The organism is Actinomadura sp. GC306, from assembly GCF_004348665.1.
Lineage (GTDB): Bacteria > Actinomycetota > Actinomycetes > Streptosporangiales > Streptosporangiaceae > Spirillospora.
The window spans coordinates 1-21,529 of record NZ_SMKM01000013.1; the positions used below are offsets into that span (position 1 = coordinate 1).

A 21,529-nucleotide genomic window follows, 5' to 3' on the forward strand; every position below is an offset into this window, starting at 1 on the left:
CGGCAGGACGGAACGCAAATCGTTCAGCGATGTCTGAGACCGCGTGAAATACCGGTGCACCCCCGTCGGGTGCACCGGTATTTTGCTGACCCCGCCGGCCGGGGGCCGGGCTATTTCGGCCGGGCGAATGCGGGCTTTCCCGGTGCGTCCGCGCGCCGCCGCGCCGGCCGCGCCGGCGGGCCGCCCTCGCCGTCGCCCTTGTCCTCCAGAGCCGCGGCAATGCGGTGCAGCGCCTCCGCGACCGAGACCATCGCCTGCACCTGGGCGGCCGCCATGAGGTTTCCCGGCGACGGATCGGCGGCCTGTGCCTCCGCGGCCGCGTCACATGCCTGCTGGCTCCACCAATGCACGCGGCGATTCTATTGGCCGGTCGAATTCCGCACCCGCCGCCGCGCCGCCCGTTACCGGAACCGAAAAGGAAAGGCTTTTATCCGTGACCACGGAACCGCGCGCCGCACCGCGTCCGGCGCCCCCGCGCTGGGCGGGCAAGCCGGTGCGCCAGCTCACCACCGGCGAGCTCGCCGAGGCCCTCGCCTACCTCGAAAGGCACCGTCCCGACGACGACGTCCTCGGCCGGGCCCTCGCCGGCGAGTTCGCCCGCCGCACGGCCGCCGCCGAGTTCGCGCGCCGCACCGCCGACCGCGCGCCGGAGCCCGGCGGACCGCCGCGTACGTGAGGGTTGGGAGGGAATGGGAGGGAGCATGGAGGTACGACTGCGCAGGGTGTACGACGACGCCTCGTCCGACGACGGCAAGCGGATCCTCGTCGACCGGGTGTGGCCGCGCGGCCTGTCGAAGGACAAGGCGCGGCTGGACGAGTGGGCGAAGGACGTCGCCCCGTCAACGGAGCTCCGCAAGTGGTACGGCCACGAGGCCGGCCGATTCGGCGAGTTCGCCCGCCGCTACGAGGCCGAGCTGGACGAGCCGGAGCGCGCCGCCGCCCTGGAGAGGCTGAGGGAGATCGCCGGCGGCGGACCGGTGACCCTGTTGACCGCGACCAAGGACGTCGACCACAGCCAGGCCGCCGTCCTCGCCGACCGTTTGCGCGAGGACTGACGGTTCCGGCGACGCCCCCCGGCCCGCCGCCGGGGGACGCCGCCGGGGGACGCCGCCGAACCCGTGGCAGGGGCTGTCACGTGCGGTGATGCGCACGTCCTACAGTGGAGGGGTCTTCGAGGAAGGGATCATCACATGCCGTTGGCCCCCCGCCTGCCGGCCCCACCCGAGATGCTGTCTGCCCTAGAGGAGACCTACGACAGGGTGCTGCGGCGCGATCCGGGCGAGGCGGAGTTCCACCAGGCCGTCCACGAGGTACTGGAGTCCCTCGGGCCGGTGCTCGCCGCGCGGCCGGGCCTGGCCTCGGCCAAACTGGTCGAGCGCCTGGTCGAGCCGGAACGTCAGATCATTTTCAGGGTGCCCTGGCAGGACGACCAGGGCCGTGTCCATGTCAACCGCGGCTTCCGCGTCGAGTTCAACGGGGCGCTCGGCCCGTACAAGGGCGGGCTGCGGTTCCACCCGACCGTGAACCTCGGCATCGTGAAGTTCCTCGGTTTCGAGCAGATCTTCAAGAACGCGCTGACCGGGCTGGGCATCGGCGGCGGCAAGGGAGGCAGCGACTTCGACCCGCACGGCCGCTCCGACGAGGAGGTCATGCGGTTCTGCCAGTCGTTCATGACGGAGCTGTACCGGCACGTCGGCGAGCACACCGACGTCCCCGCCGGCGACATCGGCGTCGGCACCCGCGAGATCGGCTACCTGTTCGGCCAGTACCGACGCGTCACCAACCGCTGGGAGGCGGGGATGCTGACCGGCAAGGGCCAGATGTGGGGCGGGTCCGCGGGCCGGACGGAGGCGACCGGCTACGGCAACGTCATGTTCACGGCCGAGATGCTGCGGCGGCGCGGCGAGGACCTGGACGGCCAGCAGATCGTGGTGTCCGGTTCCGGGAACGTCGCGATCTACACGGTCGAGAAGGCCCAGCAGCTCGGCGCGAACGTCATCACGGTGTCCGACTCCAGCGGCTACGTGGTGGACGAGAAGGGCCTCGACCTCGATCTCCTCAAGCACGTGAAGGAGGTCGACCGCGGCCGCGTCTCCGACTACGCGGACCTGCGCGGGTCCTCGGCGCGGTTCATCCCCGGCGGCTGCGTGTGGGACGTGCCCGCCGACATCGCGCTGCCGTCCGCGACGCAGAACGAGCTGGACGCCGCCGCGGCGCGCACCCTCGTCCGCAACGGCGTGAAGGCCGTCTCGGAGGGCGCGAACATGCCGACGACGCCCGAGGCCGTCCACATCTTCCAGGAGGCCGACGTCGCGTTCGGCCCCGGGAAGGCCGCCAACGCCGGCGGTGTCGCGGTCAGCGCGCTGGAGATGCGGCAGAACGCGAGCCGCGCCGCCTGGACGTTCTCCCGGGTCGAGGAGGAACTCGCCTCGATCATGACCGGCATCCACGAGAAGTGCTACGAGACGGCCGAGCGCTATGGCGCGCCCGGCGACTACGTCGTGGGCGCCAACATCGCGGGCTTCGAGCGCGTCGCCGACGCCATGCTCGCCCAGGGCCTGATCTAGGGTCCGCCCCCGCCCGGCCGCACGCCGGGCATCCGTTTCCGACGGGTCGTCCGCCTTCAACGGCGAGGGCGGCGACACCGCGCCGGACGAGCGGACGAACGCCTCCGGCGACCCCCCGCACCTGCACGACTTGCCTGTACGCGCCCATGCGGGGCGCTGATCGGATGATCCGGGCAACGCGTCGTTCCGCGCACCTCGCAGCCGGGTTTCCGGGATCCTGCCACGGGCAGGGGTTCGACCATTGCCAGACGTTGTCGTTCCGTCCGGGGGGTCTTGGAGATGGCATCGGGGTGGTACGGGTCCGGGGGCGGCATGGACCCGTTCGAGGAGATGCTCGCGCGGTTCTTCGGGTCGCGGGCACACCGCCGTCCGATGGAGCGGATCAGCATCGCGCGGCTGATGAGCGAGCCCGCGCGGGAGCTGGTGCGGGACGCGGCCACGCAGGCGGCGCAGTGGGGCAGCGTCGACCTCGACACCGACCACCTGCTGTGGGCGGCGACCCGGCAGCAGGGCACCCGGCACTGGCTGGAGCGCGCCGGCGCCGACCCGGACAAGATCCGGCGCGAGATCGAGGAGCACGTCCGGCGCGGTGAGCCGCGGGACGTGCCGCCCGAGCTGACGCCGTCCGCCAAGCGCGCCCTGCTGGACAGCCACCAGGTGTCGCGGGCCCTCGGCTCGTCCTACATCGGGCCGGAGCACCTGCTGTTCGCGCTGGCGCTCGACCGCGGCTCCGGCGCGGGCCGGATCCTGGACGCCGAGCACGTCACCCCGGACACGCTGCAGTCGGCCGCCGGCGCCGGGCAGCACCCCGCGGGCGGCGGGACCGGCGGCGGGCAGCAGAGCGGCACCCCGACGCTGGACGAGTTCGGCCGCGACCTGACCGCGCTCGCCCGGGAGGGCCGGATCGACCCGGTGATCGGCCGCGACGCCGAGATCGAGGAGACCGTCGAGGTCCTGTCCCGGCGCACCAAGAACAACCCGGTGCTGATCGGCGACCCGGGCGTCGGCAAGACCGCGATCGCGGAGGGGCTCGCGCAGCGGATCGTGGACGACGACATCCCGGAGACGCTGCGCGGCAAGCGGCTGGTGCAGCTCGACCTCGGCGGCGTCGTAGCCGGCACCCGCTACCGGGGCGACTTCGAGGAGCGGCTGAAGAAGGTCGTCGACGAGATCCGCGCGCACGCCGACGAGCTGGTCGTGTTCATCGACGAGATCCACACGCTGGTGGGCGCGGGCGGCGGCGAGGGCGCGATGTCGGCGGGCAACATGCTGAAGCCGCCGCTGGCGCGCGGTGAGCTGCACGTCGTCGGCGCGACGACCATCGACGAGTACCGCCGGCACATCGAGAAGGACGCCGCGCTCGAACGCCGGTTCCAGCCGATCCTGGTGCCCGAGCCGTCCGTGGACGACAGCATCGAGATCCTGCGCGGGCTCCGCGACCGGTACGAGGCGCACCACCGGGTGCGGTTCACCGACGAGGCGCTGGTCGCGGCCGTGGACCTCGCGAGCCGCTACCTGACCGACCGCTTCCTGCCGGACAAGGCGATCGACCTGATCGACCAGGCGGGCGCCCGCGTCCGGCTGCGCTCCGGGCGGGACGGCGGCCGCCGCGAGCTGGAGGACCGGCTCGACCGGCGGCGCCGCGAGAAGGACCAGGCCGTCGCCGACGAGGACTACGAGCGGGCGTCCGAGCTGCGCGACGAGGTCGCCCGGCTGGAGAAGGACATCGAGGCGCTGCGCGACAACGGCGGCCCCGCCACCGTCCCGGAGGTGACGACGGAGGAGATCGCCGAGGTAGTGTCGCGGATCTCCGGCGTCCCGGTGACCCAGTTGACCCAGGCCGAGCGGGAGCGGCTGACGCGCCTTGAGCAGACCCTGCACGAGCGCGTGATCGGGCAGCAGGACGCCGTCGCGGCGGTGGCGCGCGCCGTCCGCAGGTCCCGCGCGGGCATGGGCGACCCGGACCGCCCGATCGGCGGGTTCCTGTTCCTCGGCCCGACCGGCGTCGGGAAGACCGAGCTGGCCAAGGCACTCGCCGAGGCGCTGTTCGGCAGCCGCGACCGGCTCATCCGCTTCGACATGAGCGAGTTCCAGGAGCGGCACACGGTGAGCCGGCTGATGGGCGCGCCGCCCGGATACGTCGGGTACGAGGAGGCCGGCCAGCTCACCGACGCCGTCCGGCGGCAGCCGTACTCGGTGATCCTGCTCGACGAGATCGAGAAGGCGCACCAGGACGTCTTCAACGTCCTGCTGCAGCTGCTGGACGACGGCCGCCTCACCGACGCGCAGGGCCGCACCGTCGACTTCCGCAACACCGTCGTCATCATGACCAGCAACCTCGGCTCCGAGCTGATCACCGGCCGGACCGACATCGGGTTCGGCACGGCCGGCGGCGAGTCCGCCGCGCTCAGCGAGCGGATCACCCGCCGGCTGCGCGAGGCGTTCCGGCCCGAGTTCCTCAACCGGATCGACGAGATCATCGTGTTCCAGCGGCTGGAGGCCGGGCAGCTCCGACAGATCACCGACCTGCTGCTGGACGAGACGCGCCGCCGCCTCCGCGCGCAGGACGTCGACGTGACCTTCAGCACCGAGGCCGTCGACTGGATCGCCGAGCGCGGCTACCAGCCCGAGTTCGGCGCCCGCCCGCTGCGCCGCACGATCCAGCGGGAGGTGGACGACCAGCTGTCCGACCTGCTGCTCGCCGGCGACCTGCGGCACGGCAGCCACGTGCGGGTCGGCGCGGTGCAGGGCGGCCTGGAATTCCACGTGATGACCGAGGAGAAGGAGCCGGGGGAGGGGCTACAGTCGCGGTCGTGACGACCGCTCCCCTCCACGGCTCCCTCCGGCTCCCCGACGGCACCTGGGTCCGGGCGCGCGGCCTGCGGCACCCGATGCCCGCCGGCCCCGCCCCCGCATTCGGCCTCTACCTCGGCTCCGGCCGGCTCCGCGGCCGGCACGAAGCCGCGCTGACCTGGCCGTCGGTGTGGCTCGACTGGCCCGACTTCCGGCTGCCCCGCGACCGGGACGAGGCCGTCCGGCAGATCCGCGCGCTGCACGAGCGGGCCCGCGCGGGCGAGGCGGCCGAGGTCGCCTGCGGGGGCGGTGTCGGGCGCACCGGGACCGTCGTCGCCTGCCTCGCCGTCCTGTCCGGCGTGCCGCCGTCCGAAGCGGTCGCGTGGGCGCGCGAGCACCACCACCCGAGGGCCGTCGAGACGCCGTGGCAGCGCCGCTGGGTGGCCGGTTTCCCGCACTCCGGTCTCCCGCACTGACCCGCCGTGCCGACCGGGTCAGCCGCCGAGGATCAGCGACGCGGCGTGCTCGCCGATCATCATGCTCGGGGCCGCGGTGTTCCCGCCGGTGATGCTCGGCATGATCGAGGCGTCGGCGACGCGGAGCCCCTCGATGCCGCGGACGCGCAGCGCCGGGTCGACGACGGCGCGCTCGTCGGTGCCCATCCGGCAGCTCCCCCCGGGGTGGTAGACGGTCGTCGCCCGGTTCGGCAGCTCCCTGGCCATCGTCGCGCGGTCGGGGAAGTCCGGGCCGGGGGACAGCTCGGCGGTCACGTCCGCCGCGATGATCTTGTTGGCCATGATCTCCCGGACGAGTTCGATGCCGTCCAGCAGCAGCCGCGCGTCGTCGGGCTCGGACAGGTAGCCGGGGTCGATGACGGGCGCGGCGGCCGGGTCCGCGGACGCGAGCCGCACCGTCCCGCGGCTCTTCGGGTAGATCAGCGTCGGCATGATCGTGAGGGCGGAGCGCTTGTCGACCTTGTGCCGCGTCGGCGCGTCCTGGTTCGGGAACGGGTACGACCACGGCAGCGCGTGGATCTGCAGGTCGGGGATGTCGCCCGCCTGCGGGCTGCGGACGAACCCGACCGCCTCGAACACGCTGCGCGCCATCCACGTCCCGCCGCGGGTCCACTCCTTGAGCAGCCCCGAGGCGAAGTAGGGGGCGGTGCCGCGGTGCCGGGCCGTGCCCATGACGAACGTCATCGGGACGAACATGTGGTCGTGGAGGTTGTCGCCGACGGGCAGGTCGGCGTGGACCTCGATGCCGTGCTCGCGGAGGTGCGCCGCGGGCCCGACCCCCGACAGCATCAGCAGGTGCGGCGACCCGAACGCGCCCGCCGCGAGGATGACCTCGCGCGTCGCGCGGATCGTCCCGCGGCCCTTCCCGGTGACGACCTCGACGCCGGTGGCGCGGCCGTCCTCGACCACCACGCGGCCCACGGTCGCCTTGGTGACGATGGTCAGGTTGTCGAGGCCGTGGTCGTCGAGGTACCCGACGGACGAGCTGTAGCGCAGCCCGTCGTGGGCGCTCTGCTGGAAGATCGACGCGCCCTCCTGCTCCTCGCCGTTGTAGTCGTCGTTGCGCTTCACGCCCGCCGTGTCGGCCATCGCCTCCAGGAACGCCTCGGACGCGGGCGTGAGGTCGCGCTGCCGGGTCACCTGGATCGGCCCGCCCGCGCCGCGCAGGCCGGTCGAGCCGTCCTCCCAGTTCTCCATCCGCCGGAAGCTCGGCAGGACGTCGTCGTAGCTCCAGCCGGTGCAGCCCTCCGCCGCCCAGTCGTCGAAGTTCTTCCGGTGGCCGCGCACGAACAGCATCCCGTTGATCGACCCGGAGCCGCCCAGCACCTTGCCCCTGGTCTGCGGGATCTTCCGGTCGAGCGCGTTCGCCTGCGGGGCGCTGTAGAAGCCCCAGTCGAGCCGCTTCTTCAGCTGCGGCACGTTGTGGAAGATGGCGATCAGGCCCGGCTTGCGGACGAGCGCGGTCCGGTCGGGCCCGCCCGCCTCGACCAGGACGACGTCCGCCCCCGACTCGGCCAGGCGCTTGGCCAGCACGCAGCCCGCGCTGCCGGCTCCCACGACGACGTAGTCAGCGGTCCGATCCATGTGCACCTCTTCAGCGTCCGCGGAGGCGACCACTCGTGCGGACCGCGCCTGTCCCGATCGCCCGGATGGCTGCACGGTAGAAGCCTCCGGACGTCCTGGAAACCGGGAGTCCCGGTGACCGGAACCCTCGGCCACCCGCTCACTCGTAAGGGTTCTTCGGCTTCTCGACCTTCTTGAGGGAGTGGGCGCGGAGGGTCTGGACGACGGTGCGGTCCGTCTGGCGGGGCGGCTCCCAGACGCCCGTGACCCGGACCCAGGAGTCGGCGGGCGGCTGCGGGACGCCGCGCACCCGCACCGGGAACGGGACGGCGTCGCCCGCGCAGCACGCGATCTTCATCCGGGTGAGCTGCCAGCCGCCCCGTTCCGTCCCGGCCGGTGTCACGAAGCCGGTCAGCCGCACGGGGACGCCCTGGAGCTCGGCGGGGTCGCCGGTCTGGGCCTCGTGGGCGCGGCCGATGAACTCGCCCAGCGACATGTCGACCGGGCCCCCGGCGGCGGACAGCGGCCGGAAGCCGTCGTCCGGCGGGGCGGGCGGCGGCGCGGCGCGTCCGGTGTCGCGCGCCGCGCTGAACGAGCCGAGCGCGGGCGGCGCCACCAGGAAGATCGCCAGCACGGGCAGGCCGAGCAGCCACGCCACCCGCGGCCCGCGCGAGTGGTCATGCCCGTGCCCGTGCCCGTGGTCATGCCCGTCGTCATGGTCCGGGACGTCCCGCCACTCGCGGCGCAGCCCGGCGCCGCCCAGCACCAGCAGCGCCACCGCCGCGGCCACCAGCGGAAACCGGAAGCCGGGCCGCACGTAGTTGACGTACTCGCCGCTGACCAGCGTGATCCACAGCACCGCGGCGCCGAGGAACACCAGCAGCAGGTTCTGCGCGGCCCTGGTCACGACAGCAGCCCTCCCACCAGCACGCTGACGCCGACCGCCAGGCAGAACGTCAGCGGCACGAACCGGACCGCGAAGCGGCGGCCGAAGAAGCCCGCCTGGAGCGCGATGAGTTTCAGGTCCACCATCGGGCCCACGACCAGGAAGGTCAGTTTCGCGGTCGTCGAGAACTGCGACAGGCTCGCCGCGACGAACGCGTCGGCCTCCGAGCAGATCGACATCAGCACGGCCAGCAGCGCGAGCAGCAGCACCGAGACGACGGCGTCCCCGGCGGCGGCGTTCACCCAGTCCGCGGGGACGACCACGTTGATCGTGGCGGCCGCGGCCGCACCGACCACAAGGAACCCTCCGGCGTGGACGATGTCGTGCCGCATCGCCTGCCGGAACGCCTCCACGCGCCCCGCCCGCCCGTGCGCCTCCGGCCGGGACGGGATCCGGATCCACTCGCCCTTGCCCACCAGCAGCCACACCCAGCCGACCAGCACCGCGACGATCAGCGACGCGGCGAACCGGCCCACCACCATCTCCGGCCGCCCCGGGAACGCGACCGCCGTCGCGATCATCACGACCGGGTTGATCGCGGGCGCGGCGAGCAGGAAGGTCAGCGCCGCGGCGGGCGCCACCCCGCGGGCCATCAGCCCGCCCGCGACCGGCACCGACGCGCACTCGCAGCCCGGCAGCACGGCCCCCATCGCGCCGGCGGCGGGCACCGCGGCACCCGGCCGGCGCGGCAGCACCCGCCGCCACAGCGACGCCGGGACGAACGAGGTGATCGCGGCCGACAGCGCGACCCCGAAGACCAGGAACGGCAGCGCCTGCACGCACACCGCGACGAAGATCGTGGTCCACGCGTCAAGGGCGGCGGCGCCGGCGAGCGGCGCCACCCACGTCCGGCCGAGGACCAGCACGGCGGCCAGCAGGCCGAACACCAGGGCGGCGCGGGTGCCCGGAGCGGCGGGCTCGCGGCGGCCCCAGTCGGCCGGCGGAAGCAGCTCGTCCTCGGCCTCCCGAAGGCCGACGCGGTCGCTCATGGCGGCAATCGTGCCAGAGCCCCCGGTCCGAAACGGGGACCGTTCGTGAAACACATCCGGACCGAATCGTGGGGTCGGGCTGCCTGTCGGGCCCCGGGAGGCGCATACTGGTCATTGATGAAACCCACAGGAGCCGCCAGGCGGCGACATCTGCCCACCAGTCCCTTCAAGCCCCCGCCCGCCGCGCCACCGGCCAAGGTGTTCGAGCCCGAGGACCGGGTGACGCACGACAAGTACGGCCTCGGCCGCGTGCTCGAAGTCGAGGAGGGCCAGGCGGTCCTCGTCGATTTCGGAACGGGGAAGGTCCGCATTCCGGCCCCTTACAGCAAGCTTCTGAAGCTCTGACACCGGCTCAGCGTTCCGGCGGGGGGTCCAGGAGGCCGTGATGCAGGGCCTTCAGCACGGCCCTGGTCCGGTCCCGGACGCCCAGCTTCGCCAGGACGCTGGACACGTGGTTCTTCACCGTGCCCTCCGCCAGGTGGAGGGCATCGGCGATCTCCCGATTGGCGTACCCGGCGGCCAGCAGGCGCAGCACGTCCCGTTCCCGGCCGGTGAGCGGCTGGGGCGGCAGGTCCCGCGGCTCGTCCGGGTCCGGCATGCGCCGCATCGCCTGGAGCAGCCGTTCGGTCAGCCCCGGCTGCACCAGCGTGCCGCCCGCCGCGAGCGTGCGTATCGCGGTGACGACCTGGTCGAGGGTGACGTCCTTGAGCAGGTAGCCGGCGGCTCCGGCGCGCAGGGCGCGCAGCACCAGCTCGTCGTCGTCGAACGTGGTGAGGACGAGGGTGGGGACGTCGATCCCGCGCTCCCGCATCGCGGTCAGCGTGGCGATGCCGTCCCGGCCGGGCATCCGGAGGTCCAGCAGGAGGACGTCCGGCGGGTCGGACTCCAGGACGGCCAGCGCCTCGTCGCCGTCCGCGGCCTCGGCGGTGACGGTCACCTCGGCGGACAGCTCCAGCAGGTGCCGGATGCCCTGGCGCACCAGCGTCTGGTCGTCGGTGACGCATACGCGGATCACGGCGCCGGCACCCTGGCGCTGACGGTGAAACCCGGCGAGGTGGCGAACGACACCTCGCCGTCGAGCTGGGCGACGCGTTCGCGGACGCCGGTCAGCCCGTTGCCGAGGCGCAGCGCGGACGCCCCCCGGCCGTCGTCGCGTGCGGTGAGGACGATCTCGCCGTTCCCGGCGTGCCCGACGTCGATCCAGAGGTTCTCGGCCTCGGCGTGGCGGACGGTGTTCGTGACGACCTCCTGGACGCAGCGGATCAGCACGGCGGTGCGCGTCTCGTCCGGCTCGATCCCGCCGGCGACGCTGAGGTGGATGCGCGGGTGCGGCAGGTCCGCGACGACCTCCGCGAGCGCGTGGTGCAGCGGCGTGGTGCGGGCGCGCAGTTCCCCCACGGCGGTGCGCACATCGCCGAGGAGGTCCCTGGCCAGCCCGCGGGCGCGGGCCACGTGGGCGGCGGCGGGCGGCGTGCTGTGGTGCGCGGCCACTTCGAGTTCGAGGACGAGCGCCGTGAGCTGGTGGCCGAGGAGGTCGTGCAGCTCGCGCGAGATCCGCAGCCGCTCGGCGGACCGGCTCGACTCCGCCAGCAGCGCGGTGGCGGCGCGCAGCTCGGTGTTGGCCACGGCGAGGCGTTCGCGAGCGGCGGCCTCGCGCCGCTCGCTGCGCACCGCCCACACCGTGCAGACCTGGAGCATCGTGTAGAGGGCCGCGGTGAGGACCACGTCCATGACGGTGCCGTCGCGCAGCAGGGGGGCGGCGCCGGCCACGAGGCCGTTGAACACGAGCAGGACGGCCGTGTTGCGCAGCGTCGTCCGGTAGGCCGCGATCGCGGTGCCGAACACCAGCAGGATCGCGAGCCAGGCGGCCTGCGCGCCGAGCAGCACGGTCGCGGCGCCCGCCGCGGCGAGGGCGAGCAGCACCGCCCACCGGCCGGTGCGGCGCGGGGCGTCGTCCAGGAGCGCCACCGTGAACAGCCCGAGGAACCCGAGGTAGCAGACCCACCACAGCCAGGCCGGCCCGATCGTGGCGTCCCCGGCGGAGAACGCGACCGGCGCCCCGACCAGCAGGCACACGGCGAGGACGCTCGCCGCGCCCCAGACCGCGAGATGGGACTTGGCCATGTCCCGAGGTTACGGCCATCGCGCCGGCGCGGACCGTGCCGGAAGTCACGGGTGCGGTTCGTGACGTCCGGCACGCGCGTGCGCGCACGGCCGCCGCCTAGCGTCTACCGCCGAAAGGGGCGTGGCGATGGCTGTGGTCGAGGTCGAGGGGCTGCACAAGCGGTACGGCGAGACGGTCGCCCTGGACGGCGTGTCCTTCACCGTCGAGCAGGGGGAGATCTTCGGGATCGTGGGCCCGAACGGCGCCGGCAAGACGACCCTCGTCGAGTGCGTCGAGGGGGTGCGGCGGCCCGACGCGGGCCGGATCAGGGTGCTGGGCCTTGATCCGCTGCGGGACCGCGCGCGGCTCAGGCAGGTGATGGGGGCGCAGCTCCAGGGCGGCGGGCTGCCCGACAAGCTCCGGGTCGGCGAGGCGGTCGCGCTGTACCGGTCGTTCTACACCGACGGCGCCGACCCCGAGCGGCTGCTGGACGGGCTCGGGCTGACCGGCAAGCGCGACACGGCGTTCGAGGACCTCTCCGGCGGCCAGGCGCAGCGGCTGTCGATCGCGCTGGCGCTGGTCGGCGCGCCCCGGATCGCGGTGCTGGACGAGCTGACCACCGGCCTCGACCCGCGGGCTCGCCGGACCACCTGGGCGCTGATCGAGCAGATCCGCGAGACGGGCGTGACGGTGCTGCTCGTCACGCACTTCATGCCCGAGGCCGAGCGCCTGTGCGACCGGGTCGCGGTCATCGACCGGGGGCGGCTCACCGCCCTGGACACCCCGGCCGGCCTGATCGCGCTGGCCGGGGAGCGGACCGGTGTCCCCGCGACCGGGACGGCGAGCCTCGAAGACGCCTTCCTCGCGCTGACCGGGCGCCCGCCCGAGGAGGAGTCCCTGTGACGGCGCACCGGCCGCCCGCGCGGGCGTGGGCCATGCTGACATGGACCGAGGCGAAGCTGATCGCCCGGGACACCGCCGGGCTGGTCATCCCGCTCGGCCTGCCGATGCTGATCATGGTGATGTCCGGGCTCGGCGCCGGCGACGCGGGGACGGAGCGCTTCCGCGGGCTGCCCGCCATGGACGCCTTCGTCGTCCCGATGGTCCTGGTGATGGTGGTGGCGCTGATCGGCCTGGTGAACATGCCGGCCGTCCTCGCCACGTACCGCAGGACGGGCGTGCTGCGGCGGCTGGCGGTGACGCCGGCCCACCCGCTGATGGTGCTGGCCGCCCAGGTGGCCGCCAGCCTCGCGCAGGTGCTGGTCGGCGTGGTGGGCGCGCTGCTGGTGGCGCGGCTGGCGTTCGACGTGTCGATGCCGCGCTCCGCGTTCACCGCGGCCGGGGTGTTCTGCCTGGTGACGATGACGATGTACGCGCTCGGCATGCTGGTCGCGGCGGTCGCGCCGTCCGCGAACGCGGCGGTCGCCATCGGGCTCGTCGGGTTCTTCCTGACGATGGCCTTCGGCGGCGGGTTCGGGCCGCGCGACAATCTGCCGGACGCGTTGGCGACGCTCGGCGGGTACCTGCCGTACGGGGCGGGTGTGGAGTCGTTGAGCGCCGCGTGGACGGGAGTGTCGCCGGACCCGGCGCACCTCGGGGCGCTCGCCGTGACGGCGCTGGTCGCCGGGGTGGTCGCGGCGAAGGTCTTCCGCTGGGACTGAGTTCCGCCGGGCGCCCGCGAGGCCGGGAGAGGGGACCTCCCCCGGCCTCGCCGGTCGGTGCGGCGCTTCGTCAGTTCTTACAGCGGAAGATGCCCCACTTCAGGTTGCCGGACTCGCCGCCGCGGACCCAGTTGGCCAGGCCCGCCTTCATGCGCTCCAGGTACTCGGCGCTGATCTCCCGGGAGATCTCCGCCTCCCGCGCCTCGGTCTCCCGCAGGACCCGCCCGTAGTGCGTGGTGAGGTGCTGGGTGAGGTCCTCGAAGGCCGGGGTCAGGCCGAGCCGGGCGATCTCGCGGAGGTAGAAGCTCGGAGAGCCCATGGTGTCGAGGTGCAGGCGGTCGAGGATGGGCCGCAGGACGTCGCGGGTACAGTCGTCGGCCGCCATGGGGTCGGTGAAGACGAGGTCGCCGCCCGGCTTGAGGACGCGGGCGATCTCCTCCAGCGCCCGGATGCGGTCGCCGCCGTGCAGCAGCGCGTCCTGGGACCACACCACGTGGAACGAGTTGTCGTTGAACGGGAGCGTCTCGAAGGACCCGTCGACCACGTCGATGAGGTCGGCGAGCCCCTGCTCCTCGTTCATCGCCCGGTTGCGCTCGTTCTCCACCTCGCTGAGGTTGAGGCAGGTGACGCGGCAGCCGTAGGTGCGGGCGAGGTAGCGGGCGGAGCCGCCGTAGCCCGACCCGAGGTCGACGACGTGCGAGTACGGCGTCAGCTCCAGGCCGGCGGCCATCCGCTCGACCGTCCGGGCGCTGGCGGCGTCGATCGTGTCGCCGTCCTCGTAGATGCCGACGTGGATGTGCTGCCCGCCCCAGACGGAGTGGTAGAACGCGTCGGCGTCACTGGAGTTGTAGTAGTCGCGGGCGGTGCTGACCGCGCTGGAGTAACCCGTGTTCACGTCGTCTTCCAGGTATTTCTTCTCGGCCACGTGGATGAAGAAGTCGGGGTCGTCGTCATCGTACGTGGCCTGGAAGTCGCCGTACGTGTCGATGCGCTGGAAGCCGACCTCGCGCATGAGCCGCCGCATGTAGTCCTTGCGCAGCGGATACATGTTGAGGCAGTACTCGCTGTCGTCGGGGAACCGGTACCGGAACCGCGCGAGCCCCTCGTCGACGTACTCGGGCTCGGCCGTGACCTCTTCCCCGCAGTAGTAGTAGGAGTGCTTGCTGGAGAAGCCGTTGTCGAGGATCGAGTCGTAGTTGCGCTGGTCGATGATCAGCACGCCGTCGTGCTTGAGCATGGCGTAGAACTCGGCCAGGGCCTTACGCCGGTCGCGTTCCGAGAAGAGGTGGGTGAAGGAGTTGCCCAGGCAGATGATGGCGTCGAACTCACCGTGGACGTCGCGGTTCAGGAACCGCCAGTCGGCGTGCACCACGCGCAGGATGTGGCCGCCGAAGGTGAAGCCGTTCTCGAACGCCTTGCGGAGCATCTGGGGGCTGCCGTCCACGCTGACGGTCTCGAAGCCCTCCTGCAGGAGCCGGACGGAGTGGAAGCCGGTCCCGGTGGCGACGTCCAGCACCTTGCGGACGCCGCGTTCCCTGAGCTGGTCGATGAAGAAGCTGCCTTCGCTCTCGTAGCGCCTCTTCCAGTCGATGAGTTCGTCCCACTTCTCGACGAAGCCCTGGACGTACTCCTGCGTGTAGTGGTCGGTGTCGCGTACCTCGGTCGGATTCTCCCCGAACTCTTGGCGCTGAATCGGTCTGCCTCCTGTGAACGAGCTCCCGGTGACCGCACGCGGTCGAGCGCGTACGGTACGCACCGCTGGTCGGTCAAAGCGCCACATATGTGACGAACTTGGGCGGACAGGACGGACATGGCGAACGTTAGCCTTGCGCACGGTCGGGGATAAGGGGTCGGGACGGTAGATCTTGCTGAAAGGTGATGTGATCGTCACCACAGCCCGGTCCCCGGCGGGGTGTCCCGCTCAGCCGCGGATGTAGCCGATGACGAGCTCCGCGAGCTCGTCCACCATCCGGTCGTGCGGGATGGGCGGCCGGTCCAGGACGTACTTGGTCGACAGCAGCCCGACCGTCTCGGCGACGATCCACACCGTCGCCTCGACGTCGAGGTCGTCGCGGAACTCGTCCCGGTTGACCAGCAGGTAGACCCGGACGAGGTCGGTCAGCCGGCGCTGGAGCGCGGCGAGCTTGTCGAGCGGCCCGAGCCGCGGGATCTGCTCCACGATGATCCGCAGCAGGTCCGCGTTCTCCTCGAACAGCCGGATCTGGACGTCGAGCAGCGCGCGGCCCGCCTCCTGCCACGGCAGCCCCATCGTGGCCTCGATCTCGGCGCCCAGGCGGTCGGCGAGCCGGTCGGCGAAGCGGTCCAGCACCGCGATGACGATCGCGTCCTTGTTGGGGAAGTACTGGTAGAGCGACCCGTTGCTGAGGCCGGCGGCCTTGGCGATCCGGTTCGTGGAGGCGCCGTCGTAGCCGCGCTCGGACAGAACGCGAGTGGCCGCCTCCAAGATGCGTTCCACGGTCTGCCGGGAGCGCTCCTGGCGCGGGATCTTCCGGGGTGAAAGCCCAGGTGAGCGGCTCATCGGCGGATTCCCTCCGAACGCGACTTGTAAGCGACTCCTTATTCGCGTTTACCTTACAGGGAGAGCCGTGTCGGCAGGAGGTCGCGCAATGACGGTGACCGATGGGACGCAGAGCCCGTCCGTCGAGCAGGAGAACCCCCGCGAGCCGGTCCCGTTCGGGCCGGGCTCGCTGCTGTGGGACACGATGGGGCTCTACACGTCGGCCATCGCGGGGAACGGCGTGTTCATCCTGCAGGTGATGCACCCCGCGATCGGAACGGTCGTCGACCGGCTGTCCACCTTCCGCACCGACCCGCTCGGCCGCGCCGCCCGCAGCTTCGCGTCCGTGCAGACCTGGGTGTACGGCGGGCAGACCGCGATCGAGGAGGGCAGGCGGCTGCGCGAGATGCACAAGCCGCTGAGCGCGGTCGACGAGGACGGGAACCGCCACCACGCGCTGTCGGCCGAGCCGTGGGCCTGGGTCCACCTCACCGGCTTCTACGCCGCCGTCACCGCCTCGAAGTACTTCGCGCCCGCGCCGATGACGCCCGACGAGGAGCAGCAGGCGTTCGACGAGTTCATGCAGCTCGGCCGGATCCTGCGGGTGCCCGAGCGCATGCTGCCGAAGAGCATCCCCGACTACTGGGACTACTTCCACGACATGGTCGAGAACACCCTCGTCCCGCACAAGGTGGCACACGAGGTCCTCGCCCAGATGGGCCAGGTCCCGCCGAACGTGCCGGGGCCGCTGCGGCCGGCGGTCGCCCCGCTCAGCGCGGCCGGCGGACGGCTCGGCAGGCTGATCACAATCGGCACCCTCCCGGCGGAGGCGCGCCGGAAGCTCGGGGTGTCGTGGACCGCGTCGGACGAGCGGCGGCTGAAGGCGGCCGGGCAGCTCATCGGGCGGAGCACGCCGCTGCTGCCCGAGCGTGTCCGCTACATGCCGATCGCCTACCGCGCCCGGCAGGCGGCCCGCGCCCGGGAGCGGCTGGAGCGCACCCTGGCGGAACGCCCCATGTGACCGTGCAACGGGACCGCGGCCGCCGCCGGCGGCCGCCCGAACCGGCCGCCCGCGCGGCCAAGGAGGTCGAGCACCGTGACCGCACCGCCCGGGGACCCGCTGGCGCTGCTGGCCGCCGCCGAACCCGCGAGGACCGCGGTCATCGAGGACGGCCGGCGCGTCACCTACGCCGAGTTCAACACGCTCGTGAACCGGTACGCCAACCTGCTGCTGGACCACGACGTCCGGGCGGGCACCAAGGTCGTGTGGTGCGGCCGCAACAGCACCGAGGTCGTCGCGCTGATCGCCGCGCTCCGCAAGTGCGGCGCGGTCGGCGTCCCGCTGAACTACCGGCTGACCCCGGACGAGGCGTCCTACGTCATCGAGAACGCCGACGCCGCCCTGGTCGTGTTCGACGCCGAGCAGGCGCCGCAGCTGGAACCGGCGTCCTGGCGGTCGCCCGGCGTCCGCAGGTGGCTCGCCTTCCGCGGGCACGCGCCGGACTGGGCGTCCTCCTTCGACGCGCTCGCCGCCAAGAGCCCGGCGGCCGAACCCGTCCCCCGCGGCGCCGACCCGGTGGCCGGCAGCTCGATGTTCTACACGTCGGGGACGACGGGCAAGCCCAAAGGCGTCGTGCGGGGCGAGATCGACCAGTCCATCGTGCTCGGGCTGGTGGGCGAGATCGGCTTCCAGCCCGGCGACGTCTACCTCACGACCGGCCCGCTCTACCACTCCGGCCCGCTGAGCTTCATGCTGATCGTCCAGCTCATGGGCGGGACGGTGGTCGTGATGCGCGACTTCGACCCCGAGCGCTGGCTGGACCTCATCGAGCGCCACCGGGTGACGACCACGTTCTCCGCCCCGACGCCCATTCGCCGCGTGCTGGACCTGCCGGACGAGGTGATCGCCCGCCGGGACCTGTCCTCGCTGCAACGGATGATCGCCAACGCGGCGCCGTGGCCGTTCGAGCTGAAGCGCCGCTACGTCGAGAAGATCGGCGCGGACTCGCTGTTCGAGGTGTACGGCTCCACCGAACTCGGCGTGGACACCGTGCTGCGGCCCGAGGACCAGCTCCGCAAGCCCGGCAGCTGCGGCCGGGCGGCCCCCGGCGTCGAGATCGCGCTGTTCGACGAGGAGGGGCGGCCCGTCGAGGAGCCGCACGTCCCCGGCGACCTGTACGTCCGCGGCAAGGCCGTCTTCAACGACTACTACAAGGCCGGGGAGAAGTACCGCGACGCCAGCCGCGGCGAGTGGCTGACCGTCGGCGACATCGCGTACCGCGACGAAGAGGGCTTCTACTACATCTGCGACCGGCGCACCGACATGATCATCTCGGGCGGGATGAACATCTACCCGGCCGAGATCGAGGCGGTGCTGACCGCGCACCCGGCGGTGGCGGACGCGGCCGTGTTCGGCGTCCCGTCCGACGAGTGGGGCGAGGCGGTGCACGCGGCGGTCGTGCTGCGCGACGACGCCGTCACCGACGAGGAGTTGCGCGAGTTCTGCCGGGAGCACCTCGCCTCGTACAAGACGCCGCGCGGCTTCGACCGCATCGCGGAGATCCCCCGCAACCCCTCCGGCAAGACGCTGAAGCGCGCCCTCCGCGACCCCTACTGGGCGGACCGCAACAGCAAGATCGGCTGAGCACCCGGGGTGGTTCAGGCGGCCAGCAGCCCGCTCGCCGTGAGGAGGCGCATCCACCGGTCCTTATGACGGCCCTTTCGGTCGGTCGCGGTGACCGCGCCGGGTCCGAGCACGCCTTCGACCAGTCGCGGGTAGCGCTCGCCGAGGACACAGTGGTTGAAGAAGGTCACGATGTCGTCGGCGAAGTCCTCGCTGTCGATCTCTTCGACGTCGACGTGCTCGTACATGAAGACGTAGTCGTCGGGGTCCACGTAGTAGACGCCGCCGTCGTTGAGGTCCAGCCGGACGGGGGCGCTGCCGTCGATCTCCGCACGGAGATCGGCCGGAATCCCGTGCAGTTCCCAGCCGATGACCAGGGGATCGCCCAGCGGGCAGTGCTCGATCCACTGCCGCTTGGCCCAGGCGTCCGGGTTGCGGATCTCCTCGGGCTGCCGGAAGCGGAAGTAGTCACCGGCCAGGTGGGAGAACAACCGGAAGACTTCCGTCACCCCGGCGGGGAGCTCCGGGACGTCCACCAGCCCCAGGGGTTCCTCGATGGTCACCCCGAAACCGTGCTCGGCCTCCGTCCGCCGCAGCAGCTCCAGCTTGGCCTTGATCTCGGCCAGGCCGGCGCGCATGTCGTCGTTCATCAGGCCCCCGGTGCGGTGTCGGTGTCACCGGAGATGATGCCCGGACGGTCGGACGTTCCGCGGCGGGCGCCGGGCGGGGGTCCGGCCGGCGCCCGGGGCGGGTCAGTACTTGATCATGCCGCGGATGTTCTTGCCGTCGCGCATGTCCTGGTAGCCCTGGTTGACCTGGTCGAGGGTGTAGGTGTTGGTGACCAGCTCGTCCAGCTTGAGCTTGCCCTCGTCGTAGAGGCGCAGCAGGCGCGGGATGTCGCGGCGCGGGTTGGCGTTGCCGAAGATGCTGCCGACCAGCTCCTTGCGCTGCATCGCCAGGTCGAACAGGTTGAGCTTGACGTCCTCCTGGGCGATCGGCGCTACCGCGACGACGACGCCCCGGCCGCCCTTGGCGACCAGGCCCATCATCGGGCCGACGAGGTCGCCGGTGGCGACGCCGGTGGTGAGGATGGCCTTGTCGGCGTTGGCGCCCCAGGTGAGCTCGCCGACCTGGGCCGTGGCCTCCTCGATGGACGCGGCGGTGTGCGTGGCGCCGAACTCGGCGGCGGCCTTCTCCCGCTTCCAGTCGACCGGGTCGACGGCGATGACGTGCCGGGCGCCGGCCATGGCCGCGCCCTGCACCGCGTTCATGCCGATGCCGCCCAGGCCGATGATGACGACCGTCTCGCCGGCCTCCACCTCGGCGGCGTTGACGGCCGCGCCCCAGCCGGTGGTCACGCCGCAGCCGACCAGCGCGGCCTTGTCGAGCGGGATCCAGTCGTCGATCTTGACGGCGGACGCCTCGTTGACCACGGTGTACGGCGAGAAGGTGCCGGTGCAGCACATGATGCCGAGGTCCTTGCCGCTCTTGGAGCGGTGCCGGCTGGTCATGTCGCTGATCTGCCGTCCGGCCAGCAACACCGCGCCCATGTCGCAGATGTGCTGGCGGCCCCGCGCGCACGAGGGGCAGCGGCCGCAGGCGGGGACGAACGACAGGACGACGTGGTCGCCCTCCTGGAGGCTGGTGACGCCGGGGCCGACCGCGACGACCTCGCCGGCGCCCTCGTGCCCGCCGATGACCGGGAACTGCTCCAGCTGCAGCAGCGCGGCGATCTCGGGGTCGAGCACCATGTCCCCGCTGACGAGGTGCTCGTCGGAGTGGCACAACCCCGAAGCCGCGAGCTTCACCTTGACCTCGCCGGCCTTGGGATCGTCGAGCTCGATGTCTTCGATGCTCCAGTCGGTGTGCGGTTCCCATAGGACCGCGGCTCTGGTCTGCACTGATGCCTCCTGATGGACGTACTGGAGCCAGTTGTGTCTCTTGATACTAGAACTTGATTCGGAACTCCATAGTTCGGCGGGTGCGGATCGCTCCTGGCCGCATCCGGTTCACCCGGCCCCAGCTTCCTGCAATATTGTTGCACCTGCTGTCTCTATGCATGAAGGGGTGCGGGGCGGCGCGACCGGAGGAGCGTTCCATGAGCGAGACGACCGCCTGGCAGGAGTGGCAGGACAGCTGGGACCGCCAGCAGGAGTGGTACATGCCCGACCGCGAGGAGCGCTTCCGCGTGCTGCTCGACATGGTCGAGGCGCTCGCCGGGGCCGAGCCGAACGTCCTCGATCTCGCCTGCGGCACCGGCAGCATCACCGCCCGCCTGCTGCGGCGCTTCCCCAAGGCCCGCGTCACGGGCGTCGACCTCGACCCGGCGCTCCTCGCCATCGCCCGCGGCACCTTCGACGGCGACGACCGCGTCACGCTCGTCACGGCCGACCTGACCGACCCGTCCTGGAGCGACGCCCTGCCCGGCCGCCCCTACGACGCCGTCGTCACCGCGACCGCCCTGCACTGGCTCGACGCGGACCCGCTCCGCGCGCTGTACGGCCGCGTCCGGGAACTGCTCCGCGACGGCGGCGTGTTCCTGAACGCCGACCACATGACCGACGACTCCGCCCCCCGCATCACCGCGGCGGCGCTGGACCTCCACGCCGCCCGCCGGGAACGCGAGCTGGCCGAGGGCGCCCTGGACTGGCGCGCCTGGTGGACGAAGCTCGCCGACGACCCGGTGCTCGCCGAGCCGGCCCGCCGCCGCTTCGAGATCTTCGGCGACCCGCGCGGCCCCGCCCGGCCCGCGGCCGACCCGTCCGAGCGCCCCACCGACGTGCGCTGGCACTTGGACGCCCTGCGCGAGCAGGGCTTCGCGGAGGCCCGCCAGGTCTGGTGCTCCCACAGCGACGCCCTCGTGGCCGCCCTCCGGTAGCGCGCCCGCGCCTCCGCCGGCTCGCGCCTAGCGGCCTTCGGCGGCCGCGGCGCGGCGCTCGGCGCCGGTCTCCTCGTAGTAGCCGACGTCGTCACCGGCGATGCGTCCCACGAAGGTGCCCTTGGGCGTGGTCCCGGTGGTGCTGGCCTGGTCCGGGTGGGCGGGGTTGGCCTCCCCGCCCACGGCGCGCGTCCACGCCACCGCCTTGTCGAGCGGCACGTCGGACTCCGGGCCGTTGCGGTGAACGAAGGTTCCCATGGCCGTCCTCACGATCGGTTGGCCCCGGGCCTACCCCCGCCTCCGCGGCCCATGCGTCCGCGATCAGGCGGCCGCGGGTAGATCGAAAACCCCGCGCGGGCACGCGAGTGCGTG

Annotated in this window: 22 protein-coding genes; 11 read left to right on the forward strand and 11 right to left on the reverse strand. The window is 72.4% G+C overall.

All coding sequences use genetic code 11. The annotated features are described in order from the left end of the window. Window positions 1-110: 110 nt before the first annotated feature. Window positions 111-350, reverse strand: coding sequence for a hypothetical protein (locus tag E1200_RS03510; protein WP_131950314.1), 240 nt, complete (start codon window positions 348-350; stop codon window positions 111-113). An 83-nt stretch (window positions 351-433) separates the two neighbouring features. On the opposite strand from E1200_RS03510, the gene E1200_RS03515 reads away from it, so the two are divergent. The 5 genes from E1200_RS03515 to E1200_RS03535 all read left to right on the forward strand — a co-directional run bounded on the left by E1200_RS03515 (window position 434) and on the right by E1200_RS03535 (window position 5,836). Continuing rightward, a complete protein-coding gene (locus tag E1200_RS03515; RefSeq protein ID WP_131950315.1) occupies window positions 434-676 on the forward strand; it encodes a hypothetical protein in 243 nt (80 codons plus the stop codon). Window positions 677-701: 25 nt separating this feature from the next. Further along, complete coding sequence (locus E1200_RS03520) at window positions 702-1,055, forward strand: DUF488 family protein (protein ID WP_131950316.1); 354 nt, start codon at window positions 702-704, stop codon at window positions 1,053-1,055. A 171-nt stretch (window positions 1,056-1,226) separates the two neighbouring features. Further along, window positions 1,227-2,567 (forward strand): NADP-specific glutamate dehydrogenase, encoded by a 1,341-nt coding sequence (gene gdhA / locus E1200_RS03525; RefSeq protein WP_131950353.1) that lies wholly within the window; start codon window positions 1,227-1,229, stop codon window positions 2,565-2,567. Window positions 2,568-2,846: 279 nt separating this feature from the next. Further along, a complete protein-coding gene (locus tag E1200_RS03530; protein ID WP_131950317.1) occupies window positions 2,847-5,384 on the forward strand; it encodes an ATP-dependent Clp protease ATP-binding subunit in 2,538 nt (845 codons plus the stop codon). After that, window positions 5,381-5,836: a protein-tyrosine phosphatase family protein gene (locus E1200_RS03535; RefSeq protein WP_243708319.1), complete on the forward strand. Its 456-nt coding sequence runs from the start codon at window positions 5,381-5,383 to the stop codon at window positions 5,834-5,836. Before E1200_RS03530 ends, E1200_RS03535 begins: the two co-directional genes overlap by 4 nt. Window positions 5,837-5,854: 18 nt before the next feature. Here the strand turns inward: E1200_RS03535 and E1200_RS03540 are convergent, their stop codons facing one another. The 3 genes from E1200_RS03540 to E1200_RS03550 form a co-directional block, all read right to left on the reverse strand. After that, the gene (locus tag E1200_RS03540; protein WP_131950318.1) at window positions 5,855-7,459 is read right to left on the reverse strand and encodes an FAD-dependent oxidoreductase; all 1,605 of its coding nucleotides are present in this window, start codon (window positions 7,457-7,459) and stop codon (window positions 5,855-5,857) included. 139 nt (window positions 7,460-7,598) lie between these two features. Continuing rightward, window positions 7,599-8,345: a TIGR03943 family protein gene (locus tag E1200_RS03545; protein ID WP_165950184.1), complete on the reverse strand. Its 747-nt coding sequence runs from the start codon at window positions 8,343-8,345 to the stop codon at window positions 7,599-7,601. Further along, window positions 8,342-9,373 (reverse strand): permease, encoded by a 1,032-nt coding sequence (locus E1200_RS03550; protein ID WP_131950319.1) that lies wholly within the window; start codon window positions 9,371-9,373, stop codon window positions 8,342-8,344. The genes E1200_RS03545 and E1200_RS03550 overlap by 4 nt, the downstream gene beginning before the upstream one ends. Before the next feature lie 117 nt (window positions 9,374-9,490). Between E1200_RS03550 and E1200_RS03555 the strand changes: the two genes are divergently transcribed. Beyond that, a complete protein-coding gene (locus E1200_RS03555) occupies window positions 9,491-9,718 on the forward strand; it encodes a hypothetical protein (protein ID WP_207933142.1) in 228 nt (75 codons plus the stop codon). A 7-nt stretch (window positions 9,719-9,725) separates the two neighbouring features. On the opposite strand, the gene E1200_RS03560 is transcribed toward E1200_RS03555, so the two are convergent. Further along, window positions 9,726-10,388 carry a response regulator transcription factor gene (locus E1200_RS03560; RefSeq protein WP_131950320.1) on the reverse strand — a complete coding sequence of 221 codons (663 nt, stop codon included), beginning with the start codon at window positions 10,386-10,388 and terminating at the stop codon, window positions 9,726-9,728. Next, window positions 10,385-11,497: a histidine kinase gene (locus tag E1200_RS03565; RefSeq protein ID WP_131950321.1), complete on the reverse strand. Its 1,113-nt coding sequence runs from the start codon at window positions 11,495-11,497 to the stop codon at window positions 10,385-10,387. The genes E1200_RS03560 and E1200_RS03565 overlap by 4 nt, the downstream gene beginning before the upstream one ends. A gap of 127 nt (window positions 11,498-11,624) precedes the next feature. Here E1200_RS03565 and E1200_RS03570 point away from each other — a divergent pair, with 127 nt between their 5' ends. After that, window positions 11,625-12,380 carry an ABC transporter ATP-binding protein gene (locus tag E1200_RS03570; RefSeq protein ID WP_131950322.1) on the forward strand — a complete coding sequence of 252 codons (756 nt, stop codon included), beginning with the start codon at window positions 11,625-11,627 and terminating at the stop codon, window positions 12,378-12,380. After that, entirely contained in the window at window positions 12,377-13,138 is a 762-nt protein-coding gene (locus E1200_RS03575) for an ABC transporter permease (protein WP_207933144.1), read from the forward strand. The genes E1200_RS03570 and E1200_RS03575 overlap by 4 nt, the downstream gene beginning before the upstream one ends. Window positions 13,139-13,208: 70 nt before the next feature. Here E1200_RS03575 and E1200_RS03580 read toward each other — a convergent pair whose 3' ends face one another. After that, window positions 13,209-14,894, reverse strand: a complete 1,686-nt coding sequence (locus tag E1200_RS03580) for a class I SAM-dependent methyltransferase (RefSeq protein WP_243708320.1) — start codon at window positions 14,892-14,894, stop codon at window positions 13,209-13,211. Between the two features lie 165 nt (window positions 14,895-15,059). Then, entirely contained in the window at window positions 15,060-15,677 is a 618-nt protein-coding gene (locus tag E1200_RS03585) for a TetR/AcrR family transcriptional regulator (RefSeq protein ID WP_131950324.1), read from the reverse strand. Window positions 15,678-15,765: 88 nt separating this feature from the next. Here E1200_RS03585 and E1200_RS03590 point away from each other — a divergent pair, with 88 nt between their 5' ends. Together E1200_RS03590 and E1200_RS03595 are read left to right on the forward strand one after the other, a co-directional pair. Then, window positions 15,766-16,677 carry an oxygenase MpaB family protein gene (locus E1200_RS03590; protein WP_131950325.1) on the forward strand — a complete coding sequence of 304 codons (912 nt, stop codon included), beginning with the start codon at window positions 15,766-15,768 and terminating at the stop codon, window positions 16,675-16,677. 75 nt (window positions 16,678-16,752) lie between these two features. Continuing rightward, window positions 16,753-18,300 (forward strand): AMP-binding protein, encoded by a 1,548-nt coding sequence (locus E1200_RS03595; RefSeq protein ID WP_131950326.1) that lies wholly within the window; start codon window positions 16,753-16,755, stop codon window positions 18,298-18,300. A gap of 14 nt (window positions 18,301-18,314) precedes the next feature. On the opposite strand, the gene E1200_RS03600 is transcribed toward E1200_RS03595, so the two are convergent. Next, entirely contained in the window at window positions 18,315-18,929 is a 615-nt protein-coding gene (locus E1200_RS03600) for a hypothetical protein (protein WP_131950327.1), read from the reverse strand. Between the two features lie 102 nt (window positions 18,930-19,031). Beyond that, window positions 19,032-20,180 (reverse strand): NDMA-dependent alcohol dehydrogenase, encoded by a 1,149-nt coding sequence (locus E1200_RS03605; protein ID WP_131950328.1) that lies wholly within the window; start codon window positions 20,178-20,180, stop codon window positions 19,032-19,034. Between the two features lie 197 nt (window positions 20,181-20,377). Here E1200_RS03605 and E1200_RS03610 point away from each other — a divergent pair, with 197 nt between their 5' ends. Further along, on the forward strand, window positions 20,378-21,157 hold the full coding sequence (locus E1200_RS03610; RefSeq protein WP_131950329.1) for a class I SAM-dependent methyltransferase: 780 nt from the start codon (window positions 20,378-20,380) through the stop codon (window positions 21,155-21,157). Window positions 21,158-21,184: 27 nt separating this feature from the next. Here E1200_RS03610 and E1200_RS03615 read toward each other — a convergent pair whose 3' ends face one another. Beyond that, window positions 21,185-21,415 (reverse strand): hypothetical protein, encoded by a 231-nt coding sequence (locus E1200_RS03615; RefSeq protein WP_131950330.1) that lies wholly within the window; start codon window positions 21,413-21,415, stop codon window positions 21,185-21,187. Between the last annotated feature and the right edge of the window lie 114 nt (window positions 21,416-21,529).

Bases quoted from the DNA above. Each gene is read 5' to 3' on its own strand.
- gdhA (WP_131950353.1), top strand. From the start codon at position 1,227: ATGCTGTCTGCCCTAGAGGAGACCTACGACAGGGTGCTGCGGCGCGAT.
- E1200_RS03585 (WP_131950324.1), bottom strand. From the start codon at position 15,677: ATGAGCCGCTCACCTGGGCTTTCACCCCGGAAGATCCCGCGCCAGGAG.
- E1200_RS03555 (WP_207933142.1), top strand. From the start codon at position 9,491: ATGAAACCCACAGGAGCCGCCAGGCGGCGACATCTGCCCACCAGTCCC.
- E1200_RS03570 (WP_131950322.1), top strand. From the start codon at position 11,625: ATGGCTGTGGTCGAGGTCGAGGGGCTGCACAAGCGGTACGGCGAGACG.
- E1200_RS03540 (WP_131950318.1), bottom strand. From the start codon at position 7,459: ATGGATCGGACCGCTGACTACGTCGTCGTGGGAGCCGGCAGCGCGGGC.
- E1200_RS03600 (WP_131950327.1), bottom strand. From the start codon at position 18,929: ATGAACGACGACATGCGCGCCGGCCTGGCCGAGATCAAGGCCAAGCTG.
- E1200_RS03550 (WP_131950319.1), bottom strand. From the start codon at position 9,373: ATGAGCGACCGCGTCGGCCTTCGGGAGGCCGAGGACGAGCTGCTTCCG.
- E1200_RS03520 (WP_131950316.1), top strand. From the start codon at position 702: ATGGAGGTACGACTGCGCAGGGTGTACGACGACGCCTCGTCCGACGAC.
- E1200_RS03530 (WP_131950317.1), top strand. From the start codon at position 2,847: ATGGCATCGGGGTGGTACGGGTCCGGGGGCGGCATGGACCCGTTCGAG.
- E1200_RS03610 (WP_131950329.1), top strand. From the start codon at position 20,378: ATGAGCGAGACGACCGCCTGGCAGGAGTGGCAGGACAGCTGGGACCGC.
- E1200_RS03615 (WP_131950330.1), bottom strand. From the start codon at position 21,415: ATGGGAACCTTCGTTCACCGCAACGGCCCGGAGTCCGACGTGCCGCTC.
- E1200_RS03590 (WP_131950325.1), top strand. From the start codon at position 15,766: ATGACGGTGACCGATGGGACGCAGAGCCCGTCCGTCGAGCAGGAGAAC.
- E1200_RS03565 (WP_131950321.1), bottom strand. From the start codon at position 11,497: ATGGCCAAGTCCCATCTCGCGGTCTGGGGCGCGGCGAGCGTCCTCGCC.